Origin of the sequence: Amycolatopsis ruanii, from assembly GCF_003385175.1 — a bacterium.
GTDB classification, from domain to species: domain Bacteria; phylum Actinomycetota; class Actinomycetes; order Mycobacteriales; family Pseudonocardiaceae; genus Amycolatopsis_E; species Amycolatopsis_E thermalba.
This window is the reverse complement of record NZ_PQHY01000030.1, coordinates 16,154-33,332: the sequence shown is the minus strand read 5'-3', so window position 1 is coordinate 33,332 and position 17,179 is coordinate 16,154. Positions and strand designations below refer to the sequence as shown.

17 protein-coding genes are annotated in these 17,179 nt (G+C 71.6%); 14 read left to right on the top strand and 3 right to left on the bottom strand.

Annotation, left to right across the window (positions count from 1 at the left end):
- Window positions 1-7 precede the first annotated feature (7 nt).
- Genes D0D28_RS18075 through D0D28_RS18065 form a run of 3 tightly spaced genes read right to left on the bottom strand, consistent with a single transcriptional unit; the run spans window position 8 to window position 3,772 of the window.
- The gene (locus D0D28_RS18075; protein ID WP_116111379.1) at window positions 8-1,537 is read right to left on the bottom strand and encodes a long-chain-fatty-acid--CoA ligase; all 1,530 of its coding nucleotides are present in this window, start codon (window positions 1,535-1,537) and stop codon (window positions 8-10) included.
- Window positions 1,534-2,580 (bottom strand): acyl-CoA dehydrogenase family protein, encoded by a 1,047-nt coding sequence (locus D0D28_RS18070; RefSeq protein WP_116111378.1) that lies wholly within the window; start codon window positions 2,578-2,580, stop codon window positions 1,534-1,536. The genes D0D28_RS18075 and D0D28_RS18070 overlap by 4 nt, the downstream gene beginning before the upstream one ends.
- A gap of 10 nt (window positions 2,581-2,590) precedes the next feature.
- A complete protein-coding gene (locus tag D0D28_RS18065; RefSeq protein ID WP_116111377.1) occupies window positions 2,591-3,772 on the bottom strand; it encodes an acyl-CoA dehydrogenase family protein in 1,182 nt (393 codons plus the stop codon).
- 105 nt (window positions 3,773-3,877) lie between these two features.
- Here D0D28_RS18065 and D0D28_RS18060 point away from each other — a divergent pair, with 105 nt between their 5' ends.
- The 14 genes from D0D28_RS18060 (at window position 3,878) to D0D28_RS17995 (ending at window position 17,005) form a co-directional block, all read left to right on the top strand.
- Entirely contained in the window at window positions 3,878-4,069 is a 192-nt protein-coding gene (locus D0D28_RS18060; protein ID WP_116111376.1) for a ferredoxin, read from the top strand.
- Window positions 4,070-4,122: 53 nt separating this feature from the next.
- A complete protein-coding gene (locus D0D28_RS18055) occupies window positions 4,123-5,013 on the top strand; it encodes a 3-oxoacyl-ACP reductase (protein WP_116111375.1) in 891 nt (296 codons plus the stop codon).
- The gene (locus D0D28_RS18050) at window positions 5,010-6,524 is read left to right on the top strand and encodes an aldehyde dehydrogenase family protein (protein WP_116111374.1); all 1,515 of its coding nucleotides are present in this window, start codon (window positions 5,010-5,012) and stop codon (window positions 6,522-6,524) included. The genes D0D28_RS18055 and D0D28_RS18050 overlap by 4 nt, the downstream gene beginning before the upstream one ends.
- Window positions 6,524-7,285, top strand: coding sequence for a glucose 1-dehydrogenase (locus D0D28_RS18045; protein WP_116111373.1), 762 nt, complete (start codon window positions 6,524-6,526; stop codon window positions 7,283-7,285). Before D0D28_RS18050 ends, D0D28_RS18045 begins: the two co-directional genes overlap by 1 nt.
- A 99-nt stretch (window positions 7,286-7,384) precedes the next feature.
- On the top strand, window positions 7,385-8,179 hold the full coding sequence (locus D0D28_RS18040) for an MlaE family ABC transporter permease (protein WP_116111372.1): 795 nt from the start codon (window positions 7,385-7,387) through the stop codon (window positions 8,177-8,179).
- Window positions 8,179-9,042 (top strand): MlaE family ABC transporter permease, encoded by an 864-nt coding sequence (locus tag D0D28_RS18035; protein ID WP_162831107.1) that lies wholly within the window; start codon window positions 8,179-8,181, stop codon window positions 9,040-9,042. Before D0D28_RS18040 ends, D0D28_RS18035 begins: the two co-directional genes overlap by 1 nt.
- Entirely contained in the window at window positions 9,039-10,361 is a 1,323-nt protein-coding gene (locus tag D0D28_RS18030; RefSeq protein ID WP_116111370.1) for an MCE family protein, read from the top strand. Before D0D28_RS18035 ends, D0D28_RS18030 begins: the two co-directional genes overlap by 4 nt.
- Window positions 10,358-11,401, top strand: a complete 1,044-nt coding sequence (locus D0D28_RS18025; protein WP_116111369.1) for an MCE family protein — start codon at window positions 10,358-10,360, stop codon at window positions 11,399-11,401. The genes D0D28_RS18030 and D0D28_RS18025 overlap by 4 nt, the downstream gene beginning before the upstream one ends.
- Complete coding sequence (locus D0D28_RS18020) at window positions 11,398-12,429, top strand: MCE family protein (protein ID WP_094007534.1); 1,032 nt, start codon at window positions 11,398-11,400, stop codon at window positions 12,427-12,429. Before D0D28_RS18025 ends, D0D28_RS18020 begins: the two co-directional genes overlap by 4 nt.
- Complete coding sequence (locus D0D28_RS18015; protein ID WP_094007535.1) at window positions 12,426-13,613, top strand: MCE family protein; 1,188 nt, start codon at window positions 12,426-12,428, stop codon at window positions 13,611-13,613. The genes D0D28_RS18020 and D0D28_RS18015 overlap by 4 nt, the downstream gene beginning before the upstream one ends.
- Window positions 13,610-14,800 carry an MCE family protein gene (locus tag D0D28_RS18010; RefSeq protein WP_116111368.1) on the top strand — a complete coding sequence of 397 codons (1,191 nt, stop codon included), beginning with the start codon at window positions 13,610-13,612 and terminating at the stop codon, window positions 14,798-14,800. The genes D0D28_RS18015 and D0D28_RS18010 overlap by 4 nt, the downstream gene beginning before the upstream one ends.
- The gene (locus tag D0D28_RS18005; protein ID WP_116111367.1) at window positions 14,797-16,035 is read left to right on the top strand and encodes an MCE family protein; all 1,239 of its coding nucleotides are present in this window, start codon (window positions 14,797-14,799) and stop codon (window positions 16,033-16,035) included. Before D0D28_RS18010 ends, D0D28_RS18005 begins: the two co-directional genes overlap by 4 nt.
- Entirely contained in the window at window positions 16,032-16,508 is a 477-nt protein-coding gene (locus D0D28_RS18000; protein WP_116111366.1) for a hypothetical protein, read from the top strand. Before D0D28_RS18005 ends, D0D28_RS18000 begins: the two co-directional genes overlap by 4 nt.
- Window positions 16,505-17,005, top strand: a complete 501-nt coding sequence (locus D0D28_RS17995) for a nuclear transport factor 2 family protein (RefSeq protein WP_116111365.1) — start codon at window positions 16,505-16,507, stop codon at window positions 17,003-17,005. Before D0D28_RS18000 ends, D0D28_RS17995 begins: the two co-directional genes overlap by 4 nt.
- Window positions 17,006-17,179 lie beyond the last annotated feature (174 nt).

Genomic DNA, 17,179 nt, shown 5'->3' with positions numbered 1-17,179 from the left:
CGCCACTCTACGGCCGCACCGTCGGCCGGGGGGCGTACACGCAATCCTTGCCGGTACGTGACCAGACCGGGTCCGAGCAGCCCGTCCCCTCCGCGGCCAGCCGCCGTTTCACCACCTTGTACGTCGACGTCCGGGGGAGTTCCGAGACGAGGCGCACGAACCGGGGCAGCTGCTTCGGGCCGAGGTCCGGTTGCGCCGCCAGGAACGAGCCGAACTCGCCGGGCGTCAGCGGCCCCGACAACACGAGCGCGGCCATCACCTGGTCACCGACCGCGGGGTCCGGCACGGCGTACACCGCCGCCTCCGCGATCGCCGGGTGGCGCAACAGGATCCGCTCGATCGGCGCGGTGCCCAGGTTCTCCCCGTCGACCCGCAGCCAGTCGCCCAGCCGGCCGGCGAAGAAGCAGAACCCGTTCTCGTCCACGTACGCCAGGTCGCCCGTGTGGTACCGCCCGTCGCGCAGGCGCTCGGCGTCCGCCTCCGGGTTCTTGTAGTAGCCCGCGAACGCACCCGCGCCGGCGGTGTTCACCAGTTCCCCGACCACGCCGGGCGGGCACACCGAGCCGGTTTCCGGGTCCAGCACAGACACGCCCTCGGGCAGCCGGCCCAGCGAACCCGGCGGCGTGTCCGGCGTCCGGGCGAAGCCGATCCCGCCCTCGGTCGAGCCGAACGCGTCCACCACGTGACAGCCGAACCGCCGCCCGAACTCGGCCAGATCCGCTTCCGCGCCCTCGTTGCCGTACACGATCCGCAGCGGGTTGTCGGCGTCGTCCGGCAACTCCGGCGTCGCGAGCACGTACGACAGCGGCTTGCCGACGTAGTTCGCGTAGGTGGCGCCGAACCGCCGCACGTCCGGCAGGAACCCGGACGCCGAGAACCGCCGCCGCATCGCCAGCGTCGCCCCGGCGGCCCGCCCCACCGACCAGCCGGCCATGATCGCGTTCGAGTGGAACATCGGCATCGACAGGTAGACGCAGTCCGATGTGGACAACCCGAACCGGGTGGCGAGCATCTGCCCGGGGAACGCGATCTTCTCGTGCGTGCACCGCACCGCCTTCGGATCGCCGCTGGTGCCGGAGGTGAAGATGAGCATCAGCAGATCCGCGGGCGTCGCGGCCACCGGGGACAGCGGAGACCCCGCGCACGAGGCCAGCAACGAAGCCCACTCCGGCCCGTCCAGGTCCAGCACCGGGACGTCGATGCCGGACAGCAGCGACGCGTGCCGCCCCTCGGTGAGCACCAGCTGGCAGTCCGCGAGCCGGATGTCCCGCTCCAGCGCCGCACCCCGGCGCGTCGGGTTCAGCCCCACCAGCACCGCACCCGCGAACGCGCACCCGCCGAGCAGGAACGAAAACGACGGCACGTTGTCCGCCAGCACACCCACGTGCTTCACCGGCCCGGTGAGCAGCGACCGCAACGCCGCCGCGTGATCCGCGCACTGCTGCACGTGCTCCCGCCACGTCCACGACGCGTCCTCGAACCGCAACCCCGGGCCGTCGTCCTCGGCGCGGGCCAGCAGCAGATCGGTGACCGTCATGACGCCGCGAGCAGGTCGCCCAGCACCCGCAGCTGCGCCGTGGCCCCGCCGAGGGTGAACTCCAGCCGCTTGGCCGCGACGAAGTACCGGTGCAGGTCGCCTTCGGTGTCGATGCCGACGCCGCCGTGCACGTGGACCGCGGTGTGCGCGACCCGGTGCCCGGCCTCGGCGGCCCAGTACTTCGCGGTCGCGACCTCCTCGCCCGCCGGCAGCCCCTCGGACAGGCGCCACGCGGCCTGCCACAGCGTCAGCCGCACGGCCTCCACGTCGATGTAGCCGTCCGCGAGCCGCTGCCGCACCGCCTGGAACGCCCCGATCGCGTGCCCGAACTGCTCCCGCGAGCGCGCGTACTCGGCCGTGCGGTGCAACGCGCTCTCCAGCACCCCGAGCTGCTGCGCGCACAACCCGACCGTCGCCCGCTCGCGCACCCACGCCTCGGGAAGAGCCAGGCGCGTAGCCGGGGCCCCGGCCAGTTCGACCAGGCCGGCGTCCGCGTGGTCGACCACGCTCTGCGGCTGCACCCCGTCCGCGTCCACCACGAACACCGCGGTGCCCTCCGGCGTGTGCGCGGACACGACCAGCGCGTCGGCGAACGCGGCGAACGGCACCGCCGTCTGCGCCCCGGAGACCCGCCAGCCGCCGCCGTCGCCGTCCGCCGTGAACCCGCACGGCGCACCCGCGTCCGGCAGGGCCAGGGCCAGCACCGCCCGGCCGCGCACCGCCGGCACCACCCACCGCTCGATCAGCCGCCCGTCGCCGGCCTCGGCGATCGCGGACGCCGCCACCACGGTCGGCAGGTACGGCACCTCGACGACCGCCCGGCCGATCTCGGTCAGCACCGCGCACTGCCCGAGCAGACCCAGGCCACCGCCGCCGACCGCGGCCGGGAGCGCCGCGTCGATCACCCCCGCCCGCGCCAGCTCCGCCCAGGCCGCCCGGTCGAACCCACCCGAGCCGTGGGCGCTCGGCGTCGCCCGCTCGCCCAGGATCCGCCGGACGAGCGCGGCCAGCTCGGTGACGTCCTCACTCAGCGCGAAGTCCACGGGTTCCTCCTCAGCGGGTCACGGGCAGGGCCAGGGCGGTCGCGGCGATCAGGTCGCGCTGGATCTCGTTCGTGCCGCCGCCGAAGGTCAGGATCAGCGCCGAGCGGTGCGCGCGTTCCAGCCGTCCGCGCAGCACGGCGCCGGGGGAGCCGGCACGCACCACCGCGCCCGGCCCGACGACCTCCATCAGCAGCCGGTACGCCTCGATCGCCAGCTCCGTGCCGAACACCTTCGTCGCCGACGCCTCCGCCGCGCCCAGCTCGTCCGACCCGGCCGCCCACGCGATCCGCCAGTTGCGCAGCTTCAGGTACTCGGCGTGGGCGTGCACGCGGGCCAGGTGCGTGCGGACCCACCCGGCGTCGATGACCCGGCTGCCGTCCGGCTGCTTGGTCTCCCGCGCCCACCTCCGCACCTCGTCCAGTGCCGCGATGACCGGCGCGGCCGAGGTCAGCGCGACCCGCTCGTGGTTGAGCTGGTTCGTGATGAGCGGCCAGCCGGCGTTCTCGTCGGCGATCCGGGCGGACACCGGCACCCGCACGCCGTCGTAGAAGGTCGCGCTCGTGCCGGGCCCGGCGACGGTGCGCACCTTGGTCCAGGAGAACCCGGGCGCGTCGGTGGGCACCACCAGGATGCTCAGCCCCTTGTGCCGCTTCGCGTCCGGATCGGTGCGCGCGGCCAGCCACACGTAGTCGGCGTACTCGATCAGGCTCGTCCACATCTTCTGGCCGGTGATCACGTAGGAGTCGCCGTCGCGGACCGCGCGGGTGCGCAGCGACGCCAGGTCGGTCCCGGCCTCCGGCTCGGAGTAACCGATCGAGAAGTGCAGCTCCCCGGCGGCGATGCGGGGCAGGTAGAACGCCTTCTGCTCGGACGTGCCGAACCGCATGATCGTGGGGCCGATCGTGTTGACCGTCAGGAACGGCACCGGCACCCCGGCCACGGCCGCCTCGTCGGTGAAGATCAGCTGGTCGAGCATCGGCCGGGCCTGCCCGCCGTACTCCTCCGGCCACCCGATCGCGAGCCACCCGTCCCGGCCCAGCTCACGCACGATTTCCTTGTAGGCCTTGCCATCCCCGTACTCGCCGCCGGCCGCGGCCAGCGCCTCCCGCCGCTCCGGGGTCATCAGCCGGGCGAAGTAGTCGCGCAGTTCGCCGCGCAGTTCCTCCTGGTCGGGCGTGTAGCCGATCCGCATGCGTCACCTCCGGCCCGCCCGGTCGTTGCTGGAAGCAGACCGGTCCATGGCGCTAGTCTAGAACACGTTCTATTTCTATCAGTTCCGCCGCCGAGGAGGAAAGCCATGGAGGTCGCCGTCGACCGGTCGCTGTGCGAGGCGAACGAGGTGTGCATCGGGTTCGCGCCCGCCGTGTTCGAGCTGGACGAGGACGAGGAGTTGCGCATCATCCACTCGTCGGTGCCGGAATCTGAAGTAGAACGTGTTTCGCAGGCGATCGCGGCCTGCCCGAAGAATGCGCTCTTCACGGTCGGGTAAACGGCAGAAACTGGGGCTTGTCCGGAACGAGAACAGATTCTAGTCTGGCCGTCGTGGATGGTGCGAGGGAACCGCGGGTGGCGATCGTGACCGGCGCCGGGGCGGGACTGGGCCGGGCGGAGGCGCTCGCGCTGGCCCGTTCGGGTGCCGCGGTGGTCGTCAACGACGTCGCCGAAACCGCCAAGACCGTCGTCGACGAGATCGAGGCCGAGGGCGGCCGGGCGCTGCTCGTCACCGGGGACGTGGGCGAGGCCGCCGCCGCCGACGCCCTCGTCGAAGCCGCGCTCGGCCACTTCGGCGGGCTGCACGTCGTCGTCAACAACGCCGGGGTGCTGCGCGACCGGATGCTCTTCTCGATGTCCGACGACGAGTGGGACACCGTGATCCGGGTGCACCTGCGGGGCCACTTCCTGTTGTCCCGCAACGCCACCGCGCACTGGCGCAAGCAGTCCAAGGAGACCGGGCGACCGGTGTTCGCGCGGATCGTCAACACCGCCTCCGAGGCGTTCCTCGTCGGATCCGCCGGTCAGCCCAACTACGCGGCGGCCAAGGCGGGGATCGTGGGCCTCACCGTCGCCACCGCCCGGGGCGCCGCCCGGAACGGCGGCAGGTCCAACGCCATCTGCCCCCGCGCGCGCACCGCGATGACCGCGGACGTCTTCGGCGACGCGCCGGACGGCGGCACCGACCCGCTGTCGGTGGACCACGTCGCCCCGTTCGTCGCGTTCCTCGCGTCGGCGAAGGCGGAGCGCATCAACGGCCAGGTGTTCGTGGTGCACGGCGGCATGGTCGCGTTGCTCAAACCGCCCGCCGTCGAGCAGCGGTTCGACACCACCGGTCCGCTGTGGACGGCCGAGGAGCTGGACACCACCGTGGGCGCGCACTTCGCCGGCCGTGACCCCGAGACCATGTTCGCCGCCACCGAGATCCTGGAGCTCCCATGACACTCACCGTGCAGCCGCACCGCGAATCCGTCGGCCTCAAGACCGGTCAGCTCTACCTCGACGGCCAGTGGGGCCCGGGCACCGGCAGCGAGTCCTGGACCCACCGGCACCCGGCCACCGGCGAGGAGATCGGCGAGTTCGCCATCGCCACCGAGGCCGACGTCGACGCCGCGGTCGCCTCGGCGCGCGTGGCTTTCGAGTCCGGCGCCTGGTCCCATTCCCGCGCGAGCACCCGGGTCGCGGTGCTGCACCGGTACGCCGACCTGCTGCGCGAGCACGCCGAGGAGCTGCGCGCGTTGCAGGCACTGGACAACTCGGTGCCGCTGTCGTTCAGCAGCACGATCTACGCGACCTCGGTCGGCGCCGCGGCGGACGTGTTCGACCACCACGCCGGCTGGGTCGACAAGCTCGGCGGCGAGACCCTGACCCCGTACCAGGGCGGCGACCACCTGGCGATGACCTTCCGCGAGCCGATCGGCGTGGTCGCGGCGATCCTGCCGTGGAACGCGCCGTTCCTGCTGTTCGCGCAGAAGGTCGCCCCGGCGCTCGCGGCCGGGTGCACCATCGTGCTCAAACCTTCGGAGTACTGCACGTTCACCGTGCTGCGCATGGTGGAGCTGCTCGTGGAGGCCGGGCTGCCGGCCGGCACGCTCAACGTCGTCACCGGCCCCGGCGACCCGGTCGGTGAAGCGCTGATCACCCACCCCGCCGTGGACAAGGTCAGCTTCACCGGCAGCCGCGCGGTGGGCAAGCACATCGTCGAGGCCTCCGCGGGCACGCTCAAGCGGGTCTCGCTCGAACTCGGCGGCAAGAGCCCGGCGCTGGTGTTCGCCGACGCGCCCAACGTCGCGCTGGCCGCCGCCACGGTCGTCGGCGCCGTCACCATGGGGCTGTCCGGTCAGGCGTGCGTCGCCAACACCCGCGCCCTGGTGCACCGCGACGTCTACGACGAGTTCCTCGGCGCGGCCCAGGGCATGGCGCAGGCGATGACCTACGGCGACCCGTTCGACCCGGGCGTGATGGCCAGCCCGCTGATCAACCCCAGGCAGCTGGAACGCGTGCTCGGCTACATCGAGAAGGGCAAGGCCGAGGGCGCCCGCCTGGTCACCGGCGGTGAACGGCTCGGCGGCGACTTGGCGGGTGGCAACTTCGTCGCCCCGACCATCTTCGCCGACGTGGACAACCACGCCACCATCGCGCAGGAGGAGATCTTCGGCCCGGTGCTCGCGGTCGTCCCGTTCACCGAGGAGGACGAGGCCGTGCGGCTGGCCAACGACACCGAGTACGGCCTGGGTGCGGGCCTGTTCACCGCCGACGTCCAGCGCGCGTTCCGGGTCTCCCGCAAGCTGCGGGCCGGCACGATCGGCATCAACGGCTTCCAGATCGAGCCGCACCTGCCCTTCGGCGGCTTCAAGCAGTCCGGGCTGGGCCGGGAGGGCGGCAAGTCCTCGATCGAGGCCTACACCGAGCTGAAGTCGGTGTACCTGCCGCTGACCGACGAGATGATGTGATGGGACGCCTCGACGGGAAGGCCGCGCTGATCACCGGCGCGGCCCGCGGACAGGGCGCGGCCGCGGCGCGGCGCTTCACGCAGGAGGGCGCGAAGGTGATGGTCGCCGACGTCGCCGACGACGACGGCAAGGCGCTCGCCGAGGAGATCGGCGCGGTCTACCAGCACCTGGACGTCTCACGCGAGGACGACTGGGCCGCCGCGGTCCAGCGGGCCGGGGACGAGTTCGGCGGGCTCACCGTGCTGGTGAACAACGCGGGAATCCTGCACTTCTCGGAGCTGGCGCACACATCACTGGCCGATTACGAACGCGTCATCGGGATCAACCAGATCGGGGCGTTTCTCGGGATGCGCTCGGTCGTTGAACCGATGACGCGGGCCGGTGGCGGCTCGATCATCAACGTGTCCTCTGTGGAGGGTCTGGCCGGCATGCCGTTCCTCGTCGCCTACACCGCGAGCAAGTTCGCGATCCGGGGGATGACGAAGGTGGCCGCGCTGGAGCTGGGGCGCAAGGGGATCCGGGTCAATTCGGTCCATCCCGGCATGATCGACACCAAGATGGTGTCCGACGCCGCGGGCGGGGCCGAGATCGACACGTCCTGGGTCGGCAAGAAGGTCGCGCTGGGCCGGGTCGGCGAGCCGGACGAGATCGCGCAGCTCGCGGTGTTCCTGGCGTCCGACGAGAGTTCCTACTGCACCGGCGCCGAGTTCGTCGCCGACGGCGGGGCCACCGCCACCCACGCACTGAACATCCAGGGGTGATCGACTTCACGGGAATACGAAGTAAACACCGCTAACGCAAAGCGGTTTCCCGCCAGGGAGTAAGACTCAGAGCAACGAGGCTGGGGTCGCGGAGGTGTGATGGGGTCACGCACGGGAACGCTCACGATACCGGGCACCGCCGCGCTCACCCAGGTCGGCCGCCTGTCCACACTGGCCTGGGAGGTGCTGCGGGCGATCCCGCGCAGGCCCTTCCAGTTCCGCGAGTGGATCCTGCAGTGCTGGTTCTTCGCGAGCGTGACGATCCTGCCGACCGCGCTCGTCGCCATCCCGTTCGGCGCGGTGATCGCGCTGCAGCTGGGCTCGCTGACGCAGCAGATCGGCGCGCAGTCGTTCACCGGCGCGGCCAGCGCGCTGGCGATCGTGCAGCAGGCCGCCCCGCTGATCACCGCCGTGCTCGTCGCCGGCGCCGGCGGCAGTGCCGTCTGCGCGGACATCGGGGCGCGCAAGATCCGCGAGGAGATCGACGCGATGGAGGTGCTCGGGGTCAACCCGATCCAGCGCCTCATCGTGCCGCGCGTGCTCGCCGCGATGGTCGTGTCCGTGCTGCTCAACGGCCTGGTCAGCGTGGTCGGGGTGCTCGGCGGCTACTTCTTCAACGTCGTCATGCAGGGCGGCACCCCGGGCGCGTACCTGGCCAGCTTCAACGCGCTGGCACAGCTGCCCGACCTCTACGTCAGCGAGATCAAGGCGGTGCTGTACGGGTTCGTCGCCGGGGTGGTGGCCGCCTACCGCGGGCTCAACCCGGCCGGCGGCCCGAAGGGCGTCGGCGACGCGGTGAACCAGGCCGTGGTCATCACGTTCCTGCTGCTGTTCCTCATCAACGTCGTGCTGACCGCCATCTACCTGCGGATCGTTCCGCCGAAAGCGCTGTGATGACCGCCGAAACCCTGGAGAGACAGCCGGGGGTGTCCGACCGGACACTCGAGATGATCGCGCGCCCGGGCGCGGTCCTGGAGGGACTGGGCGGCCAGCTCTCCTTCTACGTCCGCGCGCTCGCCTGGGCGCCGCGCACGCTTCGCCGCTACCGCAAGGAAACATTGCGGCTGCTGACCGAGGTCTGTTTCGGCACCGGCGGTCTGGCCGTGATCGGCGGGACACTCGGCGTGATGATCGGCATGACCCTGTTCACCGGTCTCATCGTCGGCCTGCAGGGCTACGCCGCGCTCAGCCAGCTCGGCACGGCCGCGCTCACCGGGTTCATCTCGGCCTACTTCAACACGCGTGAGGTGGCGCCGCTGGCCGCCGGGCTCGCGTTGTCGGCGACCGTCGGCTGCGGGTTCACCGCGCAGCTCGGCGCGATGCGGATCTCCGAGGAGATCGACGCGCTCGAGGTGATGGCGGTGCCCAGCCTGCCGTACCTGGTCACCACGCGCGTGCTCGCCGGGCTCGGTGCGGTGATCCCGCTCTACGCGGTCGGCCTGCTGTCGTCCTACCTGGCGTCCCGGCAGGTCACGGTGTGGCTCTACGGCCAGTCCGCGGGCACCTACGACCACTACTTCGGGCTGTTCCTGCCGCCCGAGGACGTGCTGTGGTCGTTCGGCAAGGTGATCGTGTTCAGCGTGCTGGTGATCCTGTCGCACTGCTACTACGGCTACACCGCCAGCGGCGGCCCGGCCGGCGTCGGGGTCGCGGTGGGCCGCGCGGTGCGGACCTCGATCGTGCTGATCTCGGTGCTGGACTTCTTCCTCAGCCTGGCGATCTGGGGCGCGACCACGACGGTGAGGATCGCGGGATGAGACGGGCGGTGCTGCTGCGGCGACTCTGGTACCAGGTGCTCGGCCTGGTGTTCCTCGTCGTGTGCGGGCTGTTCTTCGCCACCACGGTGGCCGCCTACAACAAGGAGTTCACCCCGGTCGCGATGGTGCGGCTGGAGACCGACCACGTCGGCAACCAGCTGCGCAAGGGCTCCGACGTCAAGATCCGCGGCGTCGTGGTCGGCGAGGTGCGCTCGATCGACGCGCTCGGCGACCACGCCGTGCTCGACCTGGCCCTGGACCCGGACCAGCTGCCCCTGATCCCGGCCAACGTGTCGGCGCGGCTGCTGCCCAAGACCCTGTTCGGCGAACGCTACGTGGCGCTGCAGATCCCGCCCGATCCGGCGGCGCAGCACATCGCCGCCGGTGACGTCATCCCGCAGGACCGCAGCAGCTCCGCGATCGAGCTGGAGCAGGTGCTCAACAACGTCATGCCGCTGCTGCAGGCCGTCCAGCCGCAGAAGCTCGCCAGCACGCTCAGCGCGGTGTCCACCGCGCTCGACGGCCGCGGCGAGCAGCTCGGCGCCACGCTGGTCAACCTGTCCGAGTACCTGGCCGGGCTGAACCCGTCGCTGCCCGACATCAAGGCCGACATCACCGGGCTGGCGGACGTCGCGGACACCTACGACCGGGCCGCGCCGGACTTCCTGCAGGCGCTGGCCGATCTGACCACCACCACGAAGACCCTGGTGGACAAGCAGCAGACCCTCGCCCAGGTGTGGGCGTCGGTGACCGGCGCGAGCGACAACCTGGACAGCTTCCTGCGCGTCAACCGGGCCAACCTGATCAACCTCACGGTCACTTCGCAGTCCACATTGGAGGTCCTGGCGAAGTACGCGCCGGAGTACCCGTGCCTGCTGCAGCAGCTGGCCGAGGCCGTGCCGCGCGCGTACCAGGCCTTCGGCGCCGGCACCGACAAGATGAACCACGTGACGATCCGGTTCATCGCCGACCGCACCAAGTACGAGCCGGGCAAGGACGAACCGGAGTACCTCGACAAGCGTGGCCCGCGCTGCTACCCGATGGTGCCGCCGCCGGGCCGCTGGCCGCAGTACCCGCCGGGCGGGCCCATCCAGGACGGCTCGACCCACCCGCCGGCCGGCCCGGGCGCGAGCGTGCCGCTGCCCAGCAACGGGATCATCGCGGGCGGGTCCTCCACCACGGGTTCGGTGGCGAACTCGCCGGCCGAGCAGGACCTGGTCGCGGCGCTGCTGTCCCCGGCCGCGCCGCAGGACGTGCCCGGGTGGGCGACCCTGCTCGCCGGGCCGCTCTACCGCGGGGCGGAGGTGGAGGTCCAGTGAACCGGTTCCTGCCGTCGCTGATCAAGATCGCGATCTTCGCGGCCGTCACGGTGCTGCTGACCGGGATCCTCGGCGCGACCATCGCCAACACCGACTTCGGGGTCACCTCCACCTACACCGCGCGCTTCACCGACGCCTCCGGGCTGCACGAGGGCGACGACGTGCGGATCGTCGGCGTGAAGGTCGGGCAGGTGGACAGCATCACCGTCGAGCAGGACGGCGACGCCAGCTACGCCGACGTGCACTTCACCGTCCAGTCGGCCTACCGCTTGCCCGGCTCGGTCACCGCGACCGTCAAGTACCGCAACCTGGTCGGGCAGCGGTACCTGTCGCTGGGCACCAACGTCCCCGGCGACGACCGGCTCGCGGCGGGCGGCATGATCCCGCCGGAGCGCACCCAGCCCGCGCTCAACCTCACCGTGCTGTTCAACGGGTTCAAGCCGCTGTTCGCCGCGCTCGACCCGCAGCAGGTCAACCAGCTCTCCTACGAGATCATCCAGGTGTTCCAGGGCGAGGGCGGCACGATCGAGAGCCTGCTGTCGCACACCGCGTCGCTCACCCAGGCCATCGCCGACCGCGACCAGGTGATCGGCCAGGTGATCGGCAACCTCAACACCGTCCTGACCACGGTGAACGACCGCGGCCCGCAGCTGTCGAACCTGATCGACCAGACCCAGCAGCTGGTGTCCGGCCTGGCCGCCCAGCGCGGCCCGATCGGGGACGCGGTGTCCGCGCTGGGCGACCTCACCGACGCCACCGCCGGACTGCTCGCCGACGCCCGCCCGCCGGTGCAGCAGGACATCGCCGCGCGCGGCACGCTGTCCGGCACCCTGGCCGACTCCGGGCAGCTGATCGACGAGCTGCTGACGAAACTGCCCGGCAACCTGGAGAAGTTCACCCGGACCCTGAGCTACGGCGGCTGGTACAACTACTACCTCTGCGGCCTGACCGGGACGATCGGCGTGACCTCGCTGAACATCACGCTGCCGCTGCTCCCCCTTCCGGCGACCGAGCTTCCGGAGAGGTGCAAGACGTCATGAAGCCGCTCAAGGACCGCAACCAGGCCGCCGTCGGGGCGGTGACGCTCGTGCTCGTCGTGCTGGTGACGCTGGTGTCCTACTTCTCCGACGAGCTGCCGCTGCTCGGCACCGGGACCACCTACCAGGCCTACTTCGCCGAGTCCGCCGGTCTCGCGCCGGACAACGAGGTGCAGGTGGCCGGCGTGAAGGTCGGCCAGGTCACCGACGTGTCGCTGGCCGGCAAGACGGTGCTGGTCAGGTTCAAGGTGGAGAACACCCGCGTCGGCCGTGACTCGACCGCCTCGATCGAGATCAAGACGTTGCTGGGGGAGAAGTACCTGGCGCTGAAACCCAGGGGCGAGGGCGCGCTGGACCCGGACGAGCCGATCCCGGTCGAGCGGACCACCACGCCGTTCCAGCTGCAGGACGCCTTCCAGCAGCTGTCCACCACGGTCGATCAGATCGACACCGGCCAGCTGGCGCAGAGCTTCGACGTGGTCGCCGACGCGCTCAAGGACACGCCGCAACCGTTGCGGGACACGCTGTCCGGCCTGTCCGCGTTGTCGCGCACGGTGTCCTCCCGCGACCAGGAGCTGGCGAACCTGCTGGCGAACACCAGCCAGGTGTCGCGCACGCTCGCCGACCGCAACGCCCAGCTCACCGCGATCATCGACGACGGCAACCTGCTGCTCGGCGAGCTGCAGCGGCGCCGGGACGCGATCAAGGCGCTGCTCACCGGCACCCAGCAGCTCGCCGCCCAGCTGTCCGGCCTGGTCGCCGACAACCGCGCCCAGCTGCGGCCGACGCTGGAACGGCTCGGCGAGGTCACCACGATCCTGCAGAACAACCAGGACAACCTGAACCGCAGCCTCGAGCTGCTCGCGCCGTTCACCCGCGTCGGCGCGAACGCGACCGGGAACGGGCGCTGGTTCGAGGGCTACATCTGCGGGCTGCTGCCGCCGGTGATCAAGGCGGGTGGGCTGTCCATCAACCCGGAGGGCTGCACGCCGCCGATCTCCGCGCCGGACCAGGGATTGGGGGGCGGATGACGCTCGACAGCCGTGCCTCGCGCGGCGTCTACCGCTGGGTCGCGACCGGGTGCGTGGTCGCGCTGCTCGTGACCGCCGGGCTGTTCCTGGTGTTCCGGGACACCGGCGGCACGCGGATCTCCGCGCTGTTCGACAAGACCGTCGGCCTCTACGCCGGATCGTCGGTGCGGGTGCTCGGCGTGCAGGTCGGCGAGATCACCGGGGTCACCCCGGAAGGTGCCGTGGTGCGCGTGGACATGCGGGTCGACGACGACGTGCAGATCCCCGCCGACGCGGGTGCCGTGGTGGTCGCGCCCAGCCTGGTCAGCGACCGGTACGTGCAGCTCACCCCGGCCTACGACAGCGGCCCGGTGATGGCGTCCGGCGCCGTGATCCCGCGGGAGCGCACCGCGACGCCGATGGAGCTGGACGACCTCTACGGCACGCTGGACGAGCTCTCCACCAGCCTGGGCCCCAACGGCGCCAACGCCAACGGGGCGCTGTCCGATCTGCTGGACACCGCCGCGGCCAACCTCGACGGCAACGGGCTGAACCTCAACAGCACCGTCACCGAGCTGGCGAACCTGTCGCGCACCCTGGACAACTCCAAGGACGACCTGTTCGGCACCGTGCGGAACCTGCAGTCGTTCACCACCGCGCTGGCCGGCAGCGACGCGCAGCTCAACGAGTTCTACCAGCGGCTGGGCAACGTCACCGGCTTCCTCGCCGAGGACTCCGACGACGTCAGCGCCGCGCTGGCCGCCCTCGGCTCCTCGCTCGGCGACGTGCAGAGCTTCGTGGCGGAGAACAAGGACCTGCTGACGTCCAATGTGGACAAGCTGGCGAGCATCACGCAGGTGCTGGTGGACCAGCGGGCGGCGCTGGCCGAGGTGCTCGACGTCGGCCCGACCGGCATGACGAACTTCATCAACTCCTACGACGCGGCGTCGGGCAGCATCGCGATCCGCTACAACGCCAACGAGTTCACCAACCCGCTGATCACCACGCTGTGCCGGCTGATCAAGGCGTCCACGCCGGTCGGGCTGCCGACCACGGTCAGCGACGTGTGCGAGGCGATCGCCCCGGTGGTCGAGGGCATCGCGAAGGTGCCGTCGATCCCGCAGCTGCTGGCCGACATCAACAGCGGCAAGCTGCCGCCGCTGCCCCTGCTGCCGCTGGTCGACATCCCGGAGGCCGGGTCGTGAGGCGGCTGACCGGGGTGCTGAGCGGGGTGCTGCTGCTCGTGGCCGGCTGCGGGACGGCCGGCTTCTCCGGGCTGTACAACACGCCGCTGCCGGGCGGCGCGGACCTCGGCGACCACCCGTACCGGATCACCGCGCAGTTCGCCGACGTGCTCGACCTCGTCCCGCAGGCCGCGGTGAAGGTCAACGACGTGCCGATCGGCCGGGTCGACACCATCACGCTGGCGCCGGACACGAAGTCGGCGATCGTCACCATGAGCCTCAACGGCGACCTGAAGATGCCGGAGAACTCCTTCGCCCAGCTGCGCCAGTCGAGCCTGCTGGGGGAGAAGTTCGTGCAGCTCGCCGAGCCGGCCGGGGAACCGGCGGCCGGGACGTTGCGTGAGGGCTCGGTGATCCCGCTGACCCGCACCAACCGCAACCCCGAGGTGGAGGAGGTGCTGGGCGCGCTGTCGCTGCTGCTCAACGGCGGCGGCGTCAACCAGCTGGCCGACATCACCCGCGAGCTGAACCACGCGCTCACCGGCAACGAGGCGGAGATCCGGGCGCTGCTGGCGCGGGTGGACCGGATCGCGATCGAACTGGACGGGCAGAAGTCGGAGATCATCCGGGCCATCGACGGGCTCAACCGGCTGTCCGGCACGCTGGTCGCGCAGACCGCGAACCTGACCACCGCCCTGGACGATCTCGCGCCCGGCATGGACGTGGTGACCCAGCAGCGGGACCAGCTCGTCGGGATGCTGCAGTCGCTCGACCGGCTCTCCGGGGTGGCCGTGGACACGATCAACGCCAGCCGGGAGTCGCTGCTGGCGGACCTGCGGGCGCTCGCGCCCACCCTGTCCAAACTGGCCGAAGCGGGCACGGACCTGCCGGAGGCGCTGAAGATCCTGCCGACCTACCCGCTGCCCGACGTGGCCGGTGACGTGGTCAAGGGCGACTACGCGAACGTCACCGCGCGGCTGGACCTCAACCTGGACGCGATCTTCCAGAACATCGCCAACTCCGGCAAGTTCCCGTCGATCCAGCTGCCGAGCACCAACGTCACCGGCACGCAGGCCACGGCGCCGCCGCTGCCGATCCCGCAGCCGCAGCTGGGCACGTCGGGGGCCCAGACCCAGCCGCAGCCGGCGACCGGCCTGCTGCCGGGGCTGTCCGACCTGCTCGGCAACCTGCTCGGAGGAACGCCGTGATCACGCGCAAGCACCGGATCCAGCTGATCGCGTTCCTGCTGATCGCGCTCGCGTCGGTCGGTTACGCCGGCGGCGAGTACGCCGGGCTGGGCCGGCTGTTCGGCACCAGCGGTTACCTGGTGACGGCGAACCTGACCGAGTCGGGCGGGATCTTCGAAGGCGCCGAGGTGACCTACCGCGGGGTCGCGGTCGGGCGCGTGACGAAGCTGCACCTGACCGAGGAGGGGGTCGCGGTCGACCTGGACATCACCTCCGACGAGAAGATCCCGGCCGACACCGAGGCCGTCGTGGCGACCCGGTCGGCGGTCGGGGAGCAATACGTCGACCTGCGGCCCAAGCACGAGGACGGGCCCTACCTGGCGGACGGGTCGGTGATCACCAGCGACCGCACGGCCATCCCGCTGTCGCCGGACACCGTGCTGGCCAACCTCGACCGGCTCGTGTCCAGTGTGGACACGCAGTCGCTGAAGACGGTCGTGGACGAGACCTACGACGCGTTCGCGGGCAGCGGCCACGACCTGCAACAGCTGCTCGACACCGCGAACTCGTTCACCACCACCGCGACGGAGAACCTGCCGCAGACCACGCGGCTGCTCGCGGACGGCCGGACCGTGCTGGACACCCAGCAGCGGCAGGCCGACACCATCACGTCGATGGCGACCGGGCTGCGCACGATCGCCGAGCAGCTCAAGGGCGCCGACCCGGACCTGCGGAAGGTCATCGACACCACGCCCGGGCTCGCGCGGGACCTGGACACGATCCTCGCGACCTCCGGCACCGACCTCGGCGTGCTGATCGCGAACCTGCTCACCACCGCGCAGATCACCTCGGTGCGCACGGACGCGATCGAGGAGCTGCTGGTGGCCTACCCGGTGATCTCGGCGTTCACCCGGTCCGTGTGGTCCAACGGCGAGGGGCACCTCGGGCTGGTGCTGAACTTCTTCGACCCGCACTCGTGCACCAAGGGCTACGAGACGACGCAGCAGCGTCCGGCGAACGACACCCGCGAGGTCCCGGCGAACCGGCAGGCGTACTGCGCCGAACCGCCGGGCAGCGCGACGGGCGTGCGGGGCGCGCAGAACGCGCCGTACGCGGGCAAGCCGGTCAACCCGGCGAAGCCGTCCGGCCCCGCGCCCGCGCCGGAGCAGTCCTCGTCGCCTCAGCTGCCGGGGGTGCTGGGACTGGTCAGCGGGACCGCGAGCTCGCTCGGGCAGCTGCTGGGGCTGCCGGGATGACGCGGTTGCTGGGCGCGCTGGCGGCGGTCGCGGTGCTGGCCGCGGCGTGGTTCGGGTGGAGCTGGTGGAGCGCGGCGCACGACGACGGGCTGGTGCGTGCCCGGGACCGGGACGCGGTGATCGCGGCCGCGGGCGACGCGCTGGTCGCGTTGAACACGATCGACTACCGCGAGGCCGGCGCCGCGCTGGACCGGTGGATCGCGGTGACGAGCGGGCAGCTGGGCACGTCGCTGAGCGGGGACCGGCAGGGGCAGGTGGACCGGGCCACGGCGGCGAAACTGGTGGCGACGGCGTCGCTGCGGCAGATCGCCGTGACGGAGCTGACGGGTGACGCGGCGCGGGTGATCGCGGTGCTGGACGTGTCGATCGCCTCCGGTGGCGACGAGCCGAAGCCGGGCCGCAGCCATCTGACGGCGGACGTGGCGCGGGCCGGCGGGACGTGGAAGATCACGTCCGTGCAGGGGTCGTCGTGACTCCCCGCGTGGCGACGTGGGTGTCGGTGCTCACGGCGGTGATCGTGGTCGCCGGCGGGTTCGCCGGGTGGGCCGCGGTGCAGGCCGGCCGGTGGCACACGCCGAACGCCGCGCTCGCGGACGCACCGGCGACGACGGAGGCGGCGGAGCAGATCAGCGCGGCCCTGAAGGCGGTGTTTTCCTACGACTACGGCAACCTGGCGCGAACCGAGCGCGCCGCGCTGGACGGCCTGGTCGACGAGGCGGTGGCCCAGTACCGGGACACCTTCGCGGCGGCGCAGGAGCAGGCGGCCGCGCAGAAGCTGATCCGCACGACGACGGTGGCGTCCCTGGGGGTGCAGGACCTGAGCGGCGGCACGGCGCGGGTGCTGGCGTTCCTGGAGCAGCAGACGCTCAACACCACGACGGGCCAGCAGACCTCGTCGTCGGCAGCGTTGTCGGTGACGGCGCGCAAAGTGGACGGTACGTGGAAGATCGCCGCGCTGACACCGCTGTGACCACCGGCGGCGTGCGTCGGGATGGTGCCCGGCCGGCGCGAGCGCGGATCCCATCGGGATGCCCGTGCGCGCGGCGGTGCTCGGCAGCGCTCGCGGACGGCGTGCGCGGCGGAGCGCTTGCCATCGCGGCCGGTGCCGCTGGGTTCACCGGCGGCGTGCAGCGGCGGGGTGGCC